General features: G+C 66.2%; 18 protein-coding genes and 2 tRNA genes. 14 read left to right on the top strand and 6 right to left on the bottom strand.

The genetic code is table 11. The features are described from left to right. Positions 1 to 15 precede the first annotated feature (15 nt). The 3 genes from L5G28_RS12620 (at position 16) to L5G28_RS12610 (ending at position 2,300) form a co-directional block, all read left to right on the top strand. Positions 16 to 495, top strand: coding sequence for a ribose-5-phosphate isomerase (locus L5G28_RS12620; RefSeq protein WP_237001832.1), 480 nt, complete (start codon positions 16 to 18; stop codon positions 493 to 495). Between the two features lie 15 nt (positions 496 to 510). Beyond that, positions 511 to 1,329, top strand: a complete 819-nt coding sequence (locus tag L5G28_RS12615; protein ID WP_237001831.1) for an Fpg/Nei family DNA glycosylase — start codon at positions 511 to 513, stop codon at positions 1,327 to 1,329. Positions 1,330 to 1,412: 83 nt separating this feature from the next. Beyond that, on the top strand, positions 1,413 to 2,300 hold the full coding sequence (locus L5G28_RS12610; RefSeq protein ID WP_237001944.1) for a PE-PPE domain-containing protein: 888 nt from the start codon (positions 1,413 to 1,415) through the stop codon (positions 2,298 to 2,300). Positions 2,301 to 2,455: 155 nt separating this feature from the next. On the opposite strand, the gene L5G28_RS12605 is transcribed toward L5G28_RS12610, so the two are convergent. The 5 genes from L5G28_RS12605 to L5G28_RS12585 all read right to left on the bottom strand — a co-directional run bounded on the left by L5G28_RS12605 (position 2,456) and on the right by L5G28_RS12585 (position 5,460). Beyond that, positions 2,456 to 3,145: a L,D-transpeptidase family protein gene (locus L5G28_RS12605; RefSeq protein WP_237001830.1), complete on the bottom strand. Its 690-nt coding sequence runs from the start codon at positions 3,143 to 3,145 to the stop codon at positions 2,456 to 2,458. Between the two features lie 257 nt (positions 3,146 to 3,402). Beyond that, positions 3,403 to 3,966: a hypothetical protein gene (locus L5G28_RS12600; protein ID WP_237001829.1), complete on the bottom strand. Its 564-nt coding sequence runs from the start codon at positions 3,964 to 3,966 to the stop codon at positions 3,403 to 3,405. 245 nt (positions 3,967 to 4,211) lie between these two features. Beyond that, complete coding sequence (locus L5G28_RS12595) at positions 4,212 to 4,475, bottom strand: GlsB/YeaQ/YmgE family stress response membrane protein (protein ID WP_236997501.1); 264 nt, start codon at positions 4,473 to 4,475, stop codon at positions 4,212 to 4,214. Between the two features lie 326 nt (positions 4,476 to 4,801). Further along, positions 4,802 to 4,996 (bottom strand): hypothetical protein, encoded by a 195-nt coding sequence (locus L5G28_RS12590; RefSeq protein WP_237001828.1) that lies wholly within the window; start codon positions 4,994 to 4,996, stop codon positions 4,802 to 4,804. A gap of 390 nt (positions 4,997 to 5,386) precedes the next feature. Further along, positions 5,387 to 5,460 (bottom strand) — tRNA-Gly (locus L5G28_RS12585). 132 nt (positions 5,461 to 5,592) lie between these two features. Between L5G28_RS12585 and L5G28_RS12580 the strand changes: the two genes are divergently transcribed. The 5 genes from L5G28_RS12580 to clpX all read left to right on the top strand — a co-directional run bounded on the left by L5G28_RS12580 (position 5,593) and on the right by clpX (position 10,007). Continuing rightward, a tRNA-Pro gene (locus L5G28_RS12580) sits at positions 5,593 to 5,666 on the top strand. A 42-nt stretch (positions 5,667 to 5,708) separates the two neighbouring features. After that, positions 5,709 to 7,067: a trigger factor gene (gene tig / locus L5G28_RS12575; RefSeq protein WP_236997500.1), complete on the top strand. Its 1,359-nt coding sequence runs from the start codon at positions 5,709 to 5,711 to the stop codon at positions 7,065 to 7,067. 267 nt (positions 7,068 to 7,334) lie between these two features. Then, positions 7,335 to 7,913: an ATP-dependent Clp protease proteolytic subunit gene (locus tag L5G28_RS12570; RefSeq protein WP_237001943.1), complete on the top strand. Its 579-nt coding sequence runs from the start codon at positions 7,335 to 7,337 to the stop codon at positions 7,911 to 7,913. A gap of 41 nt (positions 7,914 to 7,954) precedes the next feature. Continuing rightward, positions 7,955 to 8,635 (top strand): ATP-dependent Clp protease proteolytic subunit, encoded by a 681-nt coding sequence (locus L5G28_RS12565; RefSeq protein WP_236997498.1) that lies wholly within the window; start codon positions 7,955 to 7,957, stop codon positions 8,633 to 8,635. Positions 8,636 to 8,720: 85 nt separating this feature from the next. Next, entirely contained in the window at positions 8,721 to 10,007 is a 1,287-nt protein-coding gene (gene clpX, locus L5G28_RS12560; protein WP_237001827.1) for an ATP-dependent Clp protease ATP-binding subunit ClpX, read from the top strand. A gap of 162 nt (positions 10,008 to 10,169) precedes the next feature. On the opposite strand, the gene L5G28_RS12555 is transcribed toward clpX, so the two are convergent. Next, positions 10,170 to 11,084, bottom strand: a complete 915-nt coding sequence (locus L5G28_RS12555) for a type IV toxin-antitoxin system AbiEi family antitoxin (RefSeq protein ID WP_237001826.1) — start codon at positions 11,082 to 11,084, stop codon at positions 10,170 to 10,172. Positions 11,085 to 11,301: 217 nt separating this feature from the next. On the opposite strand from L5G28_RS12555, the gene L5G28_RS12550 reads away from it, so the two are divergent. The 6 genes from L5G28_RS12550 (at position 11,302) to ndk (ending at position 17,465) form a co-directional block, all read left to right on the top strand. Next, positions 11,302 to 11,904 (top strand): molybdenum cofactor guanylyltransferase, encoded by a 603-nt coding sequence (locus tag L5G28_RS12550; RefSeq protein ID WP_237001825.1) that lies wholly within the window; start codon positions 11,302 to 11,304, stop codon positions 11,902 to 11,904. A 9-nt stretch (positions 11,905 to 11,913) separates the two neighbouring features. Beyond that, positions 11,914 to 14,568, top strand: coding sequence for a valine--tRNA ligase (locus L5G28_RS12545; protein ID WP_237001824.1), 2,655 nt, complete (start codon positions 11,914 to 11,916; stop codon positions 14,566 to 14,568). After that, positions 14,568 to 15,983, top strand: coding sequence for a bifunctional tetrahydrofolate synthase/dihydrofolate synthase (folC, locus tag L5G28_RS12540; protein ID WP_237001823.1), 1,416 nt, complete (start codon positions 14,568 to 14,570; stop codon positions 15,981 to 15,983). Before L5G28_RS12545 ends, folC begins: the two co-directional genes overlap by 1 nt. Before the next feature lie 65 nt (positions 15,984 to 16,048). Continuing rightward, positions 16,049 to 16,381: a DUF4233 domain-containing protein gene (locus L5G28_RS12535; protein ID WP_237001942.1), complete on the top strand. Its 333-nt coding sequence runs from the start codon at positions 16,049 to 16,051 to the stop codon at positions 16,379 to 16,381. A 91-nt stretch (positions 16,382 to 16,472) separates the two neighbouring features. Next, the gene (locus L5G28_RS12530; RefSeq protein ID WP_237001822.1) at positions 16,473 to 17,012 is read left to right on the top strand and encodes a hypothetical protein; all 540 of its coding nucleotides are present in this window, start codon (positions 16,473 to 16,475) and stop codon (positions 17,010 to 17,012) included. A gap of 36 nt (positions 17,013 to 17,048) precedes the next feature. Further along, positions 17,049 to 17,465, top strand: a complete 417-nt coding sequence (gene ndk, locus L5G28_RS12525; RefSeq protein ID WP_237001821.1) for a nucleoside-diphosphate kinase — start codon at positions 17,049 to 17,051, stop codon at positions 17,463 to 17,465. Positions 17,466 to 17,639: the final 174 nt, after the last annotated feature.

Raw genomic sequence — 17,639 nt, 5'->3', positions numbered from 1 at the left:
AACTATAGTGACGGCATGCGCATATACCTCGGGGCCGACCACGCCGGATTCGAATTGAAGAACCAGATCGCCGATCATCTCAAGTCCGCGGGGCACGACGTGGTCGACTGCGGTGCACACGAGTACGACGCCGTCGACGACTATCCGGCGTTCTGCATCGCGGCCGCTGAGCGTGTCGTCGCCGATCCGGGCAGCCTCGGATTCGTCCTCGGCGGGAGCGGCAACGGCGAGCAGATCGCCGCGAACAAGGTCAAGGGTGCGCGCTGTGCCCTCGCGTGGAGCGTCGAGACCGCGCAACTCGCCCGCCAGCACAACAACGCGCAGTTGATCGGTATCGGCGGCCGCATGCACAGCACCGAGGAGGCACTGGCGATCGTCGACGCGTTCATCGGAACGCAGTGGTCCGACGAGGCTCGCCACCAGCGTCGCATCGACATCCTCGCCGAGTACGAGGGCACCGGCGTCGCACCGGAACTTCCCGAACCGCCGCGCTGACCCGGCAGGGCGGCCGTGCCTGAAGGCCACACCCTGCACCGGCTCGCGCGTCGGCAGCAGCGATTCTTCGGCGGACATCAGGTCCGTGTCACCAGCCCGCAGGGCAGGTTCGCTCACGAAGCGGCCCTGCTCGACGGACTGGTGTTCCGTCGTGCCGAGGCGTGGGGGAAGCATCTGATCCACCGGTACACCCCGGGCCCGACCGGACCGGTGGACGCCGGGCCGATGGTGCACGTCCACCTCGGCATCTACGGCGCCTTCAGCGAGGAACCCGTGCCGATGGGGCAGCCGACCGGACAGGTCCGGATGCGGATCGAGGGCGCCGAGGTCGGCACTGACCTGCGCGGTCCGACGGCCTGCGAAACGTACACGCCCGACGACCTCGCCGCGCTGGTCGCTCGGCTCGGACCGGACCCGTTGCGCAGCGACGCCGAACCGGAGAAGGCGTGGCAGGCGATCTCACGATCGCGACGCGCGATCGGTGCGCTTCTCATGGACCAGAAGGTGCTCGCCGGAGTCGGCAACGTCTATCGCGCCGAGGTGTTGTTCCGTGCAGGTATCGAGCCGCACCGTCCGGGAACGACGATCACCCGAACCGAGTTCGACGCGCTGTGGGCCGACCTCCTGTTCCTCATGCCGGTCGGTGTCCGACGCGGCACGATGCACGTGGTCCGACCCGACGACGATCACGGCGCGCCGTCGTACGCCGCCGACCGCCCGCGAACCTACGTGTACCGCCGTGCGGGGGAGCCGTGCCGCGTCTGCGGAACGCCGGTCGCCTGGCAGGAGATGGACGGTCGCAATCTGTTCTGGTGTCCGTCCTGCCAGACCTGACCGGAGGGCTCGACACCGATCTTCAGGCTGCGCTCAGTGTCTGGGACGGAGATCTGTCAGAGTGCGGGGGCAGCATGGAGTTCATGAACGAGGCCCGCACACCGATCACAGTCCTGGCCGTGGGTGGAACCGGCGAATCGCATCCCGGTGACGACCGAACCGAGGTCACCGGCATGCTCGCAGGCGTCACAGACGCGCTCGACCGCAGGTTCGTCAGCCGATGGGTCGGCTATCCGGCCACCTACGGGCCCACCGCGGGGCGGGACGGCATGGCGTACGTCGACAGCGTCGCCTGCGGGGTCTCTGCGCTCGCCCGGGCGGTGCGCGCCGCGGAGGGACCGGTGATGATGGTCGGATACTCGCAGGGGGCAGCCGTCATCCGAACCTTCCTCGCGCACCCCGCATCGGCTGCACTCGCCGAGCGGGTGCTCGCGGTCGGGTTCGTCGCCGACCCCCATCAGCCGCCGGGCACAGTCGCCGGGTGCGCGGGCTGGGGCGTCGCAGGACCCGGCGCCGCGATCCCGGGAAGGGTTCCCGCCTTCTGGGTCGGCGCCCCCGACGACGTCATCTGCAACGCATCCGACGACTCGTTGATTCGGGACGTCGCCGACCTCACCGATTCGCTGTCGATGCTGCACGTGCGCCGCTGGATCGCGGCCATGTGCGCGGCTGTCATGTCCCGCCGGATGCAGAACGCGGACCGCACATCCGTCACCCCGAGACAGTGGCGGCGCGACACTCAGCGTGTCCGTGCGGCGTTCCGGGAGGTCCGCGGCTATCTGCCGCCCGACATCACGCTCGGAAAGTGGCGGTTGACCAACCCGCGCGGCGGGCGGCACATCTCGTACGACGGTGAGCCGTACCGTCGTGCACCGCTCACCGATCCGGACGTCACCGGGTGCCAAGTGCTCGCCCAGTGGCTGCAGGTGGAGGCGACCATGCACCGCTGCGGAGTTGCGCTCGCCGCTTGAGGCGACCGGGCGGGTGAGTGAAGACTTGCGGGTGAGTGAAGACTTGCGGGTGAGTGAAGACTTGCGGGTGAGTGAAGACTTACTGACGAGACCGGGCCCCTCCCGACGATGTCGGAAGGGGCCCGGTCGCTGTCTGCGTGCGGCAGGCTGTGGTACTAGTCGCCGGTGTACTTGCCGCCGACGGTGCCGCGGACCACGATCGGCGTGCCGCGTCCGACGTTGTCGAACACCCACTTGCCGTTAGCGGTGCTCACGTTGATGCAGCCGTGGCTGGCGTTGGAGACGCCCTGCTGGGCGACCGACCACGGCGCGGCGTGGATGAAGATGCCGTCCCAGGACATGCGCGTCGCGTACTCGACGTACGTGCGGTAACCCTCGGGCGAATCGATCGGGACACCGTACGTGGACGAATCCATGTACATGTCGCGGTACTTCTCCTTGGTGTGGTACACGCCGTTGGAAGTCGGGTGCTTGTTAGTGCCCATCGAGATCGGCATCTGCTTGATGAACTCGCCGTTCTTCCACCAGTAGATCTGGTGTGCGCCGTCGACAGCGAGTGCAACGTAGCCGGTCTCCGACTTGACGTTCGGCATCGCCGGGATAGCGGGCTTGGCCGGGGTCGTCGACTTCGGAGTCGGCTTCGGCGACTCCTTCTTCTTCGGAGTCGGCAGCGTCGGGAGGGTCGGAGCCTTGGGAAGCTCGGGGACCTCGACCGGCGGGAGACCCGGGATGACTGTGACAGGCGTCGCAGAGGCAACGGCGGGAAGGCCGGTACCGAGGGCCGCCACACTGACTGCGATGGCGGTCAGGCGAGCAGCGCGGCTCGCACTCTTCTTCTTGAACACGTCGTTTCTACCTTCGTTTCGTCGTAACGACACGCCACCCCCGTGGACGCTGTCCGATCATCGTTACACAACCGTTGCCTCTCTGCCAATCGGAAACGCCGGGACGATAGAGGTGTATGCCGGATTTGCTCCAGATTTGCGCATGATGCTCATCACCGTGCGGTGGCAGATGGTGTGGGTGGTGCCGGTGGTGCACGCGCAACGCGCGAGTCAGGCCCGGAGCCTGCCGCGAGACCGGACCGACTATTGGCCCGGCATCAGCGACCCCGGGTGGCCAACTCTCGGTTGATCGCTCCTGCATCGTCTCGCGCTATGTGCAACGCCGTCATCACCTGGTCGAGCACCGCGATCGGCACACTGAACTGTCGCGGGGTGTGACCATCGGTGATCGAGATAGCGGCGTCCTGGGCGGTCACGCGCCCGTCGATCGCCTGCATCGTCTTGATTCGGGTCTCGATCCGCACCCCGCGATGAAAAGTGACGCGCGCGCGGGACCAGGTCTCACTACCGTCCGGATCGCGGTAGGTGCGTTCGGGGTCGGTTGCGACCCCCTCGTGCGGGTCGTCGACGAGAGCTTTCGAGTCGGCTCGTACATCCGACAGGCTTTCTCGGCGTAGGGCTTGAGTCACGGCGAGCCGCCAGCGGTCCGGGCTCTCGTCGAACGGGGTGTCCTCGGCGAGCAGGAGCAGCAGAAGCCGACCGACGTCGCCGGCAGCGCTCGGCGGGTCGATGCGGTACGCGACTACGTCGCCCAGCCGGCTGTCGTCCTCGCGTTGATGAAACGCTACTTTCCACGCGGTGGCGTCGGGAGAGTCGGACATGTGCAGTCCGTGATCGATGACTCGTGGTGTCTGAGCGTGCCCGGGCCGGTTCTGGTGGTACTGAACTGCGGTCGCGAAGACCTGGTAAAAGTGCCGGCCGACATCGACTGGTGTTGGGGAGGTCATCGGGCGACGCCACCTTGCCCGAGGTAGTGCGCCTCGGTCGATCAGTCGGGACTTCAGCGGTACGCTGCTTGTTCTCTCCGGCTGCTTCCTCCAGCGTACGCGGGGTTGGACCGCCTGCTTTACGTCCTAGTGCCGGTGACCGCTTTGACCACCCAGAGCAGGATGACCGAACCCAGTAAGCACGTCAGGAAGCTGAAGAACCAGCCGCCGGCTTCGACGTCGAAGAGTAGACCCAGGATCATTCCGCCGATGAGCCCGCCGATGATGCCCACGACGATATTGAGAAGCAGGCCCTGCTGCTTGTCGGTGCCCATGATCTTGCTGCCGATCCATCCGGCGAGTCCGCCGATGATGATCCAGCCCAAAAAGCCGAGTGAAAGCATGGTGTCGTCCTTTGATCGCGAGAGTCTTGCGTGATTCGCGGGGCGGTCCCCACGGCTCAATGGTCCAGCATCCCGTCGACTGCTGCGCGACGAATCGCCGATCAATTCGATCCCGTCACCGGAACGTGACTGGCCGTAGTTCGACGGTCGTCGGCTCCGTGCGCAACCAATAAGGCGTGCGCAAGGTAAAGGCCCCGGCGGCAGGCTCTGACCAGCATATTCAGCAACGTTGCTAAGAAGACGGCGGGCCGATAACTGGATAGCGACAACTGAATAGCGAAGCGCCCCACCGGGTAACCAGGTGGGGCGCTATTCGTGTTTCTAAGCTAGTTCGCAGCGTGCCGTGGAGCCGGGCGAGGCTTCGAGCGGACGAACCACGCTGCGGCGAACGCTAGCCAGAGGGCGACCACGACGGCAGCTTTCACGGGCTGGCCGGTGACCGCCCACGACGTGCACACGATCGTGATGAGGACGGCGGCGAGCGCGGTCGAGATGAATCCTGGTCGGCGGTGAAGCGTCACGGCGGCTCCTATCGTGTCGTGTCCGCTTTCAGTATATCGGGTATGTCGGCGTCTCAGCGGGCGGCGGTCGCGGTCGAGTACGAACGGATCATCGCGGAACAAGCGAGGGTTCGGCAAGTTGCAGCGGGCGAGAACTTTGGGCGCGGAAAGCTTGTGGAAAATTTGCCACAAGCTAATCCGTCTCGCGCCTCCGACGAGGCGGGCGACATGTTCCAGGTCTCGGGCCGCTCGGTACAAGAGGGTTGGGCCGGACGGGGTGGAGTTCTGGTCGGGCCGCGACATTATGGGGCCGCTCGGCTACGTGCAGTGACGGCGGTAAGGTTACAAGCCCTCCGGAACGTCCTGAAAATACAAACAGGCCAGAAGGCAAAGACACCTTCTGGCCTGTTATGGAGCGGGTGACGGGAATCGAACCCGCGTAGCTAGTTTGGAAGACTAGGGCTCTACCATTGAGCTACACCCGCGTTGCACTGCTGTGCGTGGCAAGACACTACAGCAGTCGGGCGCGGAACTTCAAAACCAGTGCCGGGTTCGTCTCCACGCACCGGTGGGCCGTACTATGTGCGTTTGGCCGTGTCCGAAGCCTGGACCGACCACGGGATGTGGCGCAGCTTGGTAGCGCATCCGCTTTGGGAGCGGAGGGTCGCAGGTTCAAATCCTGTCATCCCGACGATCACGAGTCGTCCGTAAGACCTTAAGGAGCATCAACGCCGTGAAGAGCATCGTCGAGCAGCTGAGCCCGACCCGAGTCAAGCTGAATGTCGAGGTCCCGTTCGAGGAACTCTCCGGCGACTTCGACCAGGCCTACAAGGCTCTCGCTCAGCAGATCCGTATCCCCGGCTTCCGTCCGGGCAAGGCCCCCGCGAAGCTGATCGAGGCCCGTGTCGGTCGCCAGTCGATCCTCGAGCAGGTCGTCAACGACGCACTCCCGAACAAGTACTCGCAGGCCGTCGCCGAGGCTGACGTCAAGGCCATCAGTCAGCCGGAGATCGACGTGGACGAACTCGTCTACGGCGAGCCGGTCAAGTTCACCGCCGAGGTCGACATCCGTCCCGAGATCACGCTTCCGGACTTCTCGACCCTCTCGGTCGAGGTCGATCCGATCGAGATCGCCGACGCTGACATCGAAGAAGAGCTCGAGAGCCTGCGCGCCCGTTTCGGCACTCTCGTCGGTGTCGATCGTGGCGCTCAGGATGGCGACTTCGTCTCGATCGACCTCGAAGCGAAGGTCGACGGCGAGACCGTCGAGGACGCGACCACCGAGGGCCTCTCGCACGAGGTCGGCAGCGGCAACCTGATCGAAGGTCTCGACGAGGCGCTCGTGGGAGCCAAGGGCGGCGAGACGAAGACGTTCACGACCAAGCTGGTTGCCGGCGAGCACGCCGGAGCCGACGCGGACGTCACGGTCACCGTCAACTCGGTCAAGGAGCGCGAGCTCCCCGCCGTCGACGACGACTTCGCTCAGCTCGCCAGCGAGTTCGACACCGCCGAAGAGCTGCGTGCCAGCCTGTCGGACCGTGTCGCCGAGTCGAAGAAGTACGAGCAGGCGTCCGCGATCCGCGACGCGGTGCTCGAGCAGCTCCTCGACACCGTCGAGTTCCCGCTGCCCGAGGCTGTCGTCGACGCCGAGGTCGAAGGCGTCCAGCACCAGCTGGTCCACGCGCTCGGCCACGACGACGCGCAGGTCGACAAGTTCCTCGAAGCGCAGGGCAAGACCCGCGAGGAGTGGGACGCGGAGAGCCGCGCCGACGCCGAGAAGTCGGTCCGCACGCAGCTCCTCCTCGACTCGATCGCCGACGAGGCGGGCACCGAGGTCGGCCAGGACGAGCTGACCCAGCAGATCCTCATGCAGAGCCAGCGCTACGGCGTTGCACCCCAGGAGTTCATTCAGCAGTTGCAGAGCGCCAACCAGATCGGGGCCCTGTACGCGGACGTGCGACGCAACAAGTCGCTCGCCGACGTCATCGGCAAGGTGTCGGTCGCCGACACCAACGGTGAGACCATCGACACCGACGCGTTCTTCGGCGGCGAGTCCGACGACGACGCCGAAGGCGACGACGCCGACGCGTGATTCACCCGCCCGCACGCGGGCACACTTCGACAGCCGGGACGGCGAGAACGTCCCGGCTGTCGTGTTCTCCGGCCGGGTTCGGGTGTTCTCCACACCGAGCAGTCGACCGCGATCTTGTTCTGCTGTGAGCGAATAAGGGGTGTCGGCGGAACAATCCGGGGGGTGAAGTTGATTAACCTCGGTGACAACGCCGCACACCGTTCGCGGGAGCACGGCCATCATTTCGACAGATAGGGACAACCAGTGAGCAATCTCTACACGCCCTCCATGAGCTCGGGCGTCGCCGGCCTGAACCTGACTGATTCAGTGTTCGAGCGACTGCTCCGCGAGCGCATCATCTTCCTCGGCACCCAGGTGGACGACGACATCGCGAACCGGCTCTGCGCGCAGATCCTCCTCCTCTCGGCAGAAGACCCGGAGAAGGACATCAGCCTGTACATCAACTCGCCGGGCGGTAGCGTCACCGCCGGCATGGCGATCTTCGACACGATGACCCTCGCGCCCTGCGACGTCGCGACCTACGCGATGGGCATGGCCGCCTCGATGGGCCAGTTCCTCCTCGCCGCAGGCACCAAAGGCAAGCGGCACGCCTTGCCACACGCGCGGATCATGATGCATCAGCCGTCGGCAGGCATCGGCGGCACCGCTGCCGACATCGCCATCCAGGCTGAGCAGTTCGCCGCGACCAAGCGTGAGATGAACCGGCTCAACGCCGAATTCACCGGTCAGACTCTCGAGCAGATCGAGGCCGACGCCGACCGTGACAATTGGTTCACCGCGATCGAAGCCAAGGACTACGGCCTCGTCGACCACGTCGTGACGCACGTCGCCCGTCCCGGCGCCTGAACGCCAACCGTCCAACTCCCTTCACCGGTTACGGAGACACCATGAACACTTCTCTTCCCGCCGACGTGCGTGCGGGCATCCCCGACGCGGCACTCGCGCTCAAGCGCATCGAGGCCCGCTACATCCTGCCGTCGTTCATCGAGAACACGCCGAACGGTCAGCGCCAGTACGACCCGTACGCGAAGCTATTCGAAGAGCGCATCGTGTTCGTCGGCACGCCGATCGACCAGACGGTCGCGAACGATGTGATGGCGCAGTTGCTGGTCCTGGAGAGCCAGGACCCGGACCGTGACATCACGATGTACGTCAACTCGCCGGGCGGCAGCGTCCCTGACATGCTGGCCATCTACGACACCATGCAGTACGTGCACTGCGACGTCGTCACCGTCTGCCTCGGTGAAGCGGCGTCGGCAGCCGCGATCCTGCTCGCCGGCGGCACGCCCGGAAAGCGTGCGGCCCTGCCGAACGCGACCGTGCTGATCCACCAGCCGCGCACCGGCGGCGCCTACCAGGGGCAGGTCTCCGACCTGGAGATCCAGGCCGCCGAGATCGAGCGCATCCGGAAGCGCCTCGACGAGATCCTCGCCTCGCACACCGGCCAGGATCCGGAGAAGATCCGCAAGGACACCGACCGCGACAACATTCTGACGGCCGAACAGGCCAAGGAGTACGGCATCATCGACGAGGTCTTCGACTACCGCAAGAAATCGGCGCGCAAGTAAGTCCCGATCTTCTCTTCGAACCCGCCCCCGCGCGAGTACCGTTCACGGTGACGCGCTTAGCCCCCGAGAAAGTAGGTGTGGCCACATGGCCCGAATGGGAGACGGTGGTGACCTCCTCAAATGCTCGTTCTGCGGCAAGAGCCAGAAGCAGGTCAAGAAGCTCATCGCAGGTCCGGGCGTGTACATCTGCGACGAGTGCATCGACCTGTGCAACGAGATTATCGAGGAGGAGCTCGCGGAGACCAGCGGTGACGTGAAGCTCGACGAGCTTCCCAAGCCTGCGGAGATCAGCGACTTCCTCGACAATTACGTTGTCGGACAGGACACGGCCAAGCGAACGCTCGCGGTCGCCGTCTACAACCACTACAAGCGGATTCAGGCCGGGGAGCGCAAGAGCGACAAGCGGTCGTCGGCGGAGCCGGTCGAGCTGGCGAAGTCGAACATTCTGATGCTCGGCCCCACCGGGTGCGGTAAGACATATCTGGCGCAGACGCTCGCCAAGATGTTGAACGTGCCATTCGCCATCGCCGACGCCACCGCTCTCACTGAAGCCGGATACGTCGGTGAGGACGTCGAGAACATCCTGTTGAAGTTGATCCAGGCCGCTGACTATGACGTGAAGCGAGCCGAGACCGGGATCATCTACATCGACGAGGTCGACAAGATCGCGCGGAAGAGCGAGAACCCGTCGATCACGCGCGACGTCTCCGGTGAAGGCGTTCAGCAGGCACTCCTGAAGATCTTGGAGGGCACGCAGGCGTCGGTACCGCCGCAGGGCGGACGCAAGCATCCGCATCAGGAGTTCATCCAACTCGATACGACCAACGTCCTGTTCATCGTCGCCGGCGCGTTCGCCGGGCTGGACAAGGTCGTCGCCGACCGGATCGGCAAGCGCGGCATCGGCTTCGGCAACGAGGTGCCGAGCAAGGGGTCGGTCGACACGAGCGACTACTTCGCCGAGGTGATGCCGGAGGACCTGATCAAGTTCGGTCTGATCCCCGAGTTCATCGGTCGTCTGCCGATGGTCGCGTCGGTGCGCAACCTGGACAAAGAGGCGCTCGTCTCCATCCTCGCGGAGCCGAAGAACGCTTTGGTGAAGCAGTACACCCGGTTGTTCGAGATGGACGACGTCGAACTCGAGTTCACCGACGAAGCTCTCGAGGCGATCGCTGACCAGGCCATCCACCGGGGCACGGGTGCGCGTGGTCTGCGCGCGATCATGGAGGAAGTCCTTCTGCCCGTCATGTACGACATCCCGAGCCGCGACGACGTCGCGAAGGTCGTCGTCACCGGTGAGACCGTCCGCGACAACGTCCTGCCGACCGTCGTCCCGCGCAAGGACGACGACAGTCCCGCCGAGAAGTCGGCGTAGTCGGCAGTCATCCCGCGCCAGACTCTGCGCCCAGGGCACTTTCGTTAGTGCCCTGGGCGCTTGTTTGTGCTTAGGGGCAGACCCTGGGCGCAATGGCGGTGCCCAGGGCACAAACGACGTCCAGGGTACAAGCGGCGTCCAGGGCACAAGCGGCGTCCAGGTTCACCGAAGCAGCCCGGCGCGCTCCATCCGGTGCTTGAGCATGGGAATCATCGCACCGGAGCGGAGGTCGGCATGGATCCAGCGGGCGACGTCGCCTACCAGGTCCCGGAGTCGGTCCTCACGGATCTTCTCGGCGACGACGGCGTCTTCGGTGTTCTGGCCGGGCTTGAGGTCCCGGCAGTACTTCCGCAGTCCGTCGAACTCGCCGACGAGACGGTCGCCCCAGCCGTAGTCGGTGTAGACGGTGCGGCCATCGCGCAATGAGAACTCGCACTGCAGATCAGGGAGGGGGAGCCTCGCCTCGATGATCTGGGCCCGACCCCACGACTCTCCGGGGTTCGCCGATCGGCGGTCGGCATAGCGCAGTGCTGCGGCGACCACCGCGGCACCGCGCACTCGGCGACGCGAAAGCTCGGCCTCGATCTCGGCGGCAGTCAGACCGAGGCGCAGAGCGCCGTCGACTGCGGCGAGAGCCTGCGCGAACGACCGTCCAGCTGCGACGTCCACAGTCGTCCGCGCGAGGCTCGAGACGAGAAGTCCGTTGACCACGACGACGGAGTCGTCCGGGAGGCCGCTGTGGACATGGCGGTAGCGCGTCGACCGTCCGCCCCCTCGTCGTTCCTTGGCGAAGTGGACTCGCGCCTGGTCGGGTGCCAGGAGGTCCAGACCGTGCACGGCGGCCGCCGACTCATGGGTCAACGCCAGTTCCGACTCGCCAGCAGCAGCGATACATCGCAGAAGGTAGATTGCGTCGGCGACGTCGTACTCCGGCAATGAGTCGGTGAGCGCGTACATTCCGGGCTCGAGCAGCGTCAACTCGTTGCTCCGGACTGCGCGCAGAACATCCCGATCGCTACGTCCGACGTCGCGCGCCGCGTCCTTGCGAATGATTCCGAACTCGTCTGTCGGCCACATGATTCGAAGTGAACACCCGGAGGCCGGATTTGTCTCCGATGAATTCCACAGCCCCGTCGTTGAGCATATTTGTGCCCAGGGCACGTGCATTGCGCCCACCTTCTGACCCTGCGCACAAAGTCGTGCCCTGGGCGTCAACGTCGGCGCCCTGAGCGGAAACGCACTGCCCTGGGCACAAAGCACGACACCGGACGACGTGCGCGGCTACGGTGTCGGTATGAGCCAGAACACAGTCGCCGGAATCATTCTCGCGGGCGGGCGTTCGCGCCGCATGGGGCAGGACAAGGCAGCGTTGGACTTCGAAGGGGCGACGATGCTGACGCGGATCGCGGCCACCGTCTCGCAGCGCTGCGCTCCGGTCCTCGTCGCGGCGCCGGAGACGTCGCAGGCCTACCGCGAACTGTCGAAGGAATCGGATCTGGAGTGGGTCACCGACGAGAAGGAAGGGAGCGGTCCGCTCGGCGGACTCGTCGCGGCGCTGCGTGCGGCCGCCGAGGTCGGAGCGGACGCCGCCTTCGTCTGCGCCACCGACATGCCGCTCATCGAAGTCGGCCTCATCGATGAGCTCGTTGCCGGACTCACCGACTCCACCGACGCCGTGATCGCCCGCGACGCGCAGCGCGACCACCCGATGGCAGGGGTCTACCGCACGTCCGCGGTGGGTGCGCTCGAAGCGCTCGTGGACGCCGGGGAACTCCGCATGGGAGCGGCGATCGACGCCATCCACACACGCCGGGTGACCGTCACCGATGAGAACTGGCTCACCAACGTCGACGCCCCCGAGGACCTGCACCGACTACGCGCAACCGGCGTTTCCTAGAATCAAAGGGTGAGCAACCCCGAGCTGAGCAACGCACTGCCCAAGAACTGGGACCCTACCGACCACGAATCGGCCCTTTACCAGGGCTGGGTAGACGCCGGATACTTCGAGGCCGACGCCATGAGCGACAAGCCCGGCTACTCGATCGTGCTCCCACCGCCCAACGTGACGGGCTCGCTGCACATGGGCCACGCGCTCGACCACACCCTCATGGACACGTTGACCCGCCGCAAGCGGATGCAGGGCTACGAGGTTCTGTGGCTGCCGGGCATGGACCACGCCGGAATCGCGACACAGACCATCGTCGAGAAGCAGCTCGCCGCGGAAGGCACCACCCGGCAGGAGTTGGGCCGCGAGAAGTTCATCGAACGTGTCTGGAAGTGGAAGGCCGAATCGGGCGGCACCATCCAGGGCCAGATGCGACGTCTCGGCGACGGCGTCGACTGGAGCCGTGACCGCTTCACCATGGACGACGGACTCTCGCGCGCCGTCCACACCATCTTCAAGAGGATGTTCGACGACGGGCTGATCTACCGCGCTGAACGTCTCGTCAACTGGTCGCCCGCCCAGCAGACCGCGATCTCCGACATCGAGGTCAAGTACGCCGACGTCGACGGCGAGCTCGTCTCGTTCCGTTACGGGTCGCTTGACGACGCGCAGCCGCACATCGTCGTCGCCACCACTCGGATGGAGACGATGCTCGGCGACACCGCGATCGCCGTCCACCCCGACGATGCGCGCTACGCCGATCTGATCGGCGTCGAACTCGACCACCCGTTCCTCGATCGTAAGATCCCAGTGATCGCCGACGACTACGTCGACCCCGAATTCGGTTCCGGCGCAGTCAAGATCACGCCCGCCCACGATCCAAACGACTTCGCGATCGGGCAGCGCCACAACCTGCCGATGATCACGATCATGGACAAGACCGCCGTCATCGAGGGCACCGGCACACAGTTCGACGGCCTCGACCGTTTCGCCGCGCGCGTCGCGGTCCGCGAAGCGCTCGCCGAACAGGGACGTGTCGTCAAAGAAGTGCGCCCCTACCTGCACAGCGTCGGCCACTCCGAGCGCGCGGGCGAGCCGATCGAGCCGCGACTGTCCATGCAGTGGTGGGTCAACGTCGAATCCCTCGCCAAGGCGGCGGGCGACGCGGTCCGCGACGGCGACACCGTCATCCACCCGACGAGCCAGGAACCGCGTTGGTTCGCATGGGTCGACGACATGCACGACTGGACGATCTCGCGCCAGCTGTGGTGGGGCCACCGCATCCCGATCTGGTACGGCCCCGACGGCCAGATCGAGTGCTTCGGCCCCGACGACGCCGTCCCCGACGGCTGGGAGCAGGACCCTGACGTTCTCGACACCTGGTTCTCGTCGGGTCTATGGCCGTTCTCCACGATGGGCTGGCCGGAGCAGACCGCCGAACTCGACAAGTTCTATCCGACGTCCGTGTTGGTCACCGGATACGACATCCTGTTCTTCTGGGTGGCCCGCATGATGATGTTCGGCACCTACGTCGGCAACCTCGACCTCGCCGGTTTCGACACCCGCGCGGCCAAGGTCCCGTTCTCCGACGTCTTCCTGCACGGGCTCGTCCGCGACGAGCACGGCTCCAAGATGAGCAAGTCCAAGGGCAACGGCATCGACCCGCTCGACTGGGTGGACCGCTTCGGCGCCGACGCGCTGCGTTTCACCCTCGCGCGCGGAGCCAACCCGGGCAGCGACATCTCGGTCGGTGAATCGCACGCGCAGAGCTCCCGGAACTTCGCGACCAAACTCTTCAACGCCACCAAATTCGCATTGATGAACGGCGCTCGCGTCGGCGAACTGCCCACCGCGGAACAGCTGACGACCTCCGACCGCTGGATCCTCGGCCGCCTCGACGAGGTACTCGCCGACGTCGACACCGGTTTCGAGACCTACGAGTTCTCGAAGGCGTGCGAAGCGCTGTACCACTTCGCGTGGGACGAGTTCTGCGACTGGTACCTGGAGCTGTCGAAGGTGCAGGTCGCCGCAGGCGGCGAACGCGCCGACACCACCGCGCTCGTCCTCGGCACCGTCCTGGACAAGCTGCTCCGCGCGCTGTCTCCGGTCATGCCGTTCGTCACCGAAGTCCTGTGGAAGACGCTGACCGGCGGCGAGTCCGTCGTCGTCGCCGACTGGCCCGCACCGTCCGGGGAGCCCGCCGACGCCGCGGCGGCCCAACGCATCGACGACCTGCAGAAGCTCATCACCGAGGTCCGACGATTCCGCAGCGATCAGGGACTCAAGCCCGGCCAGCGGGTGGCTGCGGTCGTCGACGGACTCGATGAACTGGGCCTCGCCGAGCTCCGCGGTCAACTCGATTCGCTGGCCCGCCTGGAGACGGCAGACGAGGACTTCACGGCGACCGCCACCGTCGAGGTCCGGCTGTCGACGGGTACGGCGAACGTCGCCATCGACACGTCCGGCACCGTTGACGTCGAAGCCGAACGGAAACGTGCAGCTAAAGACCTCGCCGCCGCCGAGAAAGAACTCGCGGGGACGACGGCCAAGCTCGGCAACGAACAGTTCCTGTCGAAGGCTCCGGACGCCGTCGTCGACAAGATCAAAGCTCGCCGCGACGTCGCCGAAGCCGACGTCGCCCGACTCGCCGCCAAACTCGACGCGCTGGGCGCCTGATGAGTGCCGACGAGACGGACGCCGCCGCGTCCGACGATCTCGCCGAACTCGCGGCAGTCGAAGCCGAACTCGACACGCGGTGGCCCGAGACGAAGATCGAGCCGTCGCTGACCAGGATCACCGCGCTGCTCGAACTGCTCGGCAACCCGCAGCACGCGTATCCGTCGATCCACATCGCGGGCACCAACGGCAAGACGTCGGTCACCCGCATGATCGATGCGCTGCTGCAGGCGTTCCACCGTCGCACCGGCCGCATCACCAGCCCCCACCTGCAGCTGGTGACCGAGCGGATCGCGATCGACGGGGCGCCGATCAGTCCGCGGTTGTACATCGACACGTACCGCGAGCTCGAACCGTTCATCACGATGGTCGACGACTCGTCGACCGCGCAGGGCGGCCCGCGGATGAGCAAGTTCGAGGTGCTCACCGCGATGGCGTACGCCGCGTTCGCCGAGGCGCCGATCGAGGTGGCCGTCGTCGAGACCGGGATGGGCGGGCGCTGGGACGCGACCAACGTGATCGACTCGCAGGTCGCCGTCATCACCCCGATCGCGATGGACCACGCCGACTACCTGGGCGACACGCTCACCGCGATCGCGGGGGAGAAGGCCGGGATCATCAAACCGGGGCCGTCGGACGCCGTCGTCCCCGCCGACCCGGTGACGATCATCGGCCCGCAGGCGCCCGAGGTGGCCGACGTGCTGCTGCGGGCGAGCGTCGAAGCGGGCACGATCGTCGCCCGACAGGATTCCGAGTTCGCGGTGCTGTCGTCGGCGACCGCCGTCGGCGGCCAACTCCTGTCCATTCAGGGCCTCGGCGGCGTCTACGACGAGGTGTTCCTCCCGCTGCACGGGGCACACCAGGCGCAGAACGCGGCGCTCGCTCTCGCGGCCGTCGAAGCGTTCTTCGGCGCGGGCACGGAGCGGCAGCTCGACGTCGACTCCGTCCGTGAAGCGTTCGCGGGCATCACGACGCCGGGACGGTTGGAGCGTCTGCGCAACGCGCCGAGCGTCTTCATCGACGCAGCCCACAATCCGCACGGCGCGCAAGCCCTCGCGCAGGCTCTCGCCTCCGAGTTCGACTTCCGCCGCCTCATCGGAGTGATCGGTGTGCTCGGCGACAAGGACGCGCGCGGACTGCTCACCGAACTCGAACCGATCCTGGACACGGTCGTCCTGACCAACAACGGTTCCCCGCGCGCCCTCGACACCGAGGCCCTCGCCGACATCGCCCGCCCGATCTTCGGGGACGAACGCGTCGAGACATCGGCGTTTCTGCCCGACGCGGTCGAACGCGCCATCGCGCTCGCCGAAGACGGCGAGACGGGCGCGGTGTCCGGTGCTGGCGTGATCATCACCGGCTCGGTCGTGACCGCGGGCGCCGGCCGCACCCTGTTCGGGAAGGACCCGTCGTGACTCAGACTCCGCCTCCGGGCGTCAACCCGCCGGCCACCGATCCGTGGAAGGGATTCCGCGGCGTGATGGCCGGAACGCTCATCCTCGAAGTGATCGTCGTCCTGCTGGCGTTTCCAATCGTCGCGAAGATCGGCGGCGGACTGTCGTGGGGCTCCGGCCTGTTCCTCGGACTGCTGACCCTTGCGTTCATCGTCCTGTCCGGAATGTGTGCACGACCGTGGGCGCTGCCGACGATCCTCGCGCTCCAGGTGGTCCTCATCTTCGGCGGTCTGTATCACTGGTCACTCACCGCTATCGGAGTGATCTTTCTTTGTGTCTGGGCTTACATCGCGTACATTCGACGCGACGTCGCGCGACGGATCGAACTCGGCCTGCTGCCGAGCCAACGCATGAACTGAACGCTCGCGCGGCACCATCTACTCAGATGAACCGGTCGGTTAGACTCGGTGGATCGACGACCTCGCCCGTGCGGGAGACAAGGTGTGCTCAGTGGGATTTCGGTACGACGGGGGATTTCGGTACGACGGGGGATTTCGGAACGGGGGCAAGCGGCCGATCGTTCGAATCGCGCTCCTCGCGGCAGCATGTGCGGCGACGACGCTGATCGCGGCTCCCGCGCATGCCGATGCGGACCGATCATCGACCCCGTCGACGCATGCCCCGTCCAGTACGTCCCCTTCGACTACCGGGCCGTCGTCGAATGTCCCGTCGACCAGCACCCCGTCGATCGACGAGTTGGCGACTAAGCCCGGGGTGCCCCAACCGGTGGCCGAAGGGTCGTTCGGTTACATCGCGACGGCGAGCGCCACCCGGTGGATGGCCGAGCGCGAGCCCGAGAACATCGTCGCGAACTTGCCGGTGGGGCACCGCGACGACAACAAGGCGATGGCTAAGGTCCTCGGCGGCCAGTTGGACGCCGCGGTCGCCGAGCGCGGAGCGTGCCTTCAGGTGATCGTCGGCGGCCCCCGCGACGGTGGCCTGTTCACCTACGGCTTCTACGCGGTCGAACGCGAATACTGCCCCCGCTGAGTCGAGCGCGGACGCCCGGGCCGTTAGAGTGTGCTGGTGACTGAACAGACTCTCGTACTCATCAAGCCCGACGGCGTACAGCGCGGCGTCATCGGTGACGTGATCTCCCGTATCGAGCGCAAGGGCCTCACCCTGGCAGCGCTCGAATTGCGGACGGTCACCACCGAGATCGCCTCCGAGCATTACGCCGAACACGCCGAGCGGCCGTTCTTCGGGTCGCTGCTGGAATTCATCACCTCCGGCCAGGTCGTTGCGGCCGTCGTCGAAGGCCCGCGCGCCATCGCCGCGTTCCGTCAGCTCGCGGGCGGCACCGACCCGGTCGAGAAGGCCGTCCCCGGCACGATCCGCGGCGACTTCGGTCTCGAGACCCAGTTCAACCTCGTCCACGGATCGGACTCGCCGGAGTCGGCCGCACGCGAGATCGCACTCTGGTTCCCGTCCCTGAACTCCTGAAACACCGCGTGCGACGCGGCACGCGATGGCCGATTTTCAATGCTGTGCGGGTCCCGACCCGTTCGTGTGGGATACTTGATCGGGTTCGCGAAGTCACGCTTTGACTTCGAGGGCTCGGCGGAACGCTTGCGACCCGCCCGCCATCCGTTGCACCCCACAGGGTCCGGGTGAGCG

The organism is Gordonia liuliyuniae, from assembly GCF_021739025.1.
In the GTDB taxonomy this organism is placed as follows: domain Bacteria; phylum Actinomycetota; class Actinomycetes; order Mycobacteriales; family Mycobacteriaceae; genus Gordonia; species Gordonia liuliyuniae.
This window is presented reverse-complemented; position numbering and strand designations above follow the sequence as displayed.

Bases quoted from the DNA above. Each gene is read 5' to 3' on its own strand.
- L5G28_RS12570 (WP_237001943.1), top strand. From the start codon at position 7,335: ATGAGCTCGGGCGTCGCCGGCCTGAACCTGACTGATTCAGTGTTCGAG.
- L5G28_RS12535 (WP_237001942.1), top strand. From the start codon at position 16,049: ATGGCCGGAACGCTCATCCTCGAAGTGATCGTCGTCCTGCTGGCGTTT.
- L5G28_RS12595 (WP_236997501.1), bottom strand. From the start codon at position 4,475: ATGCTTTCACTCGGCTTTTTGGGCTGGATCATCATCGGCGGACTCGCC.
- L5G28_RS12610 (WP_237001944.1), top strand. From the start codon at position 1,413: ATGAACGAGGCCCGCACACCGATCACAGTCCTGGCCGTGGGTGGAACC.
- L5G28_RS12565 (WP_236997498.1), top strand. From the start codon at position 7,955: ATGAACACTTCTCTTCCCGCCGACGTGCGTGCGGGCATCCCCGACGCG.
- L5G28_RS12550 (WP_237001825.1), top strand. From the start codon at position 11,302: ATGAGCCAGAACACAGTCGCCGGAATCATTCTCGCGGGCGGGCGTTCG.
- L5G28_RS12600 (WP_237001829.1), bottom strand. From the start codon at position 3,966: ATGTCCGACTCTCCCGACGCCACCGCGTGGAAAGTAGCGTTTCATCAA.
- folC (WP_237001823.1), top strand. From the start codon at position 14,568: ATGAGTGCCGACGAGACGGACGCCGCCGCGTCCGACGATCTCGCCGAA.
- L5G28_RS12555 (WP_237001826.1), bottom strand. From the start codon at position 11,084: ATGTGGCCGACAGACGAGTTCGGAATCATTCGCAAGGACGCGGCGCGC.
- L5G28_RS12620 (WP_237001832.1), top strand. From the start codon at position 16: ATGCGCATATACCTCGGGGCCGACCACGCCGGATTCGAATTGAAGAAC.
- clpX (WP_237001827.1), top strand. From the start codon at position 8,721: ATGGCCCGAATGGGAGACGGTGGTGACCTCCTCAAATGCTCGTTCTGC.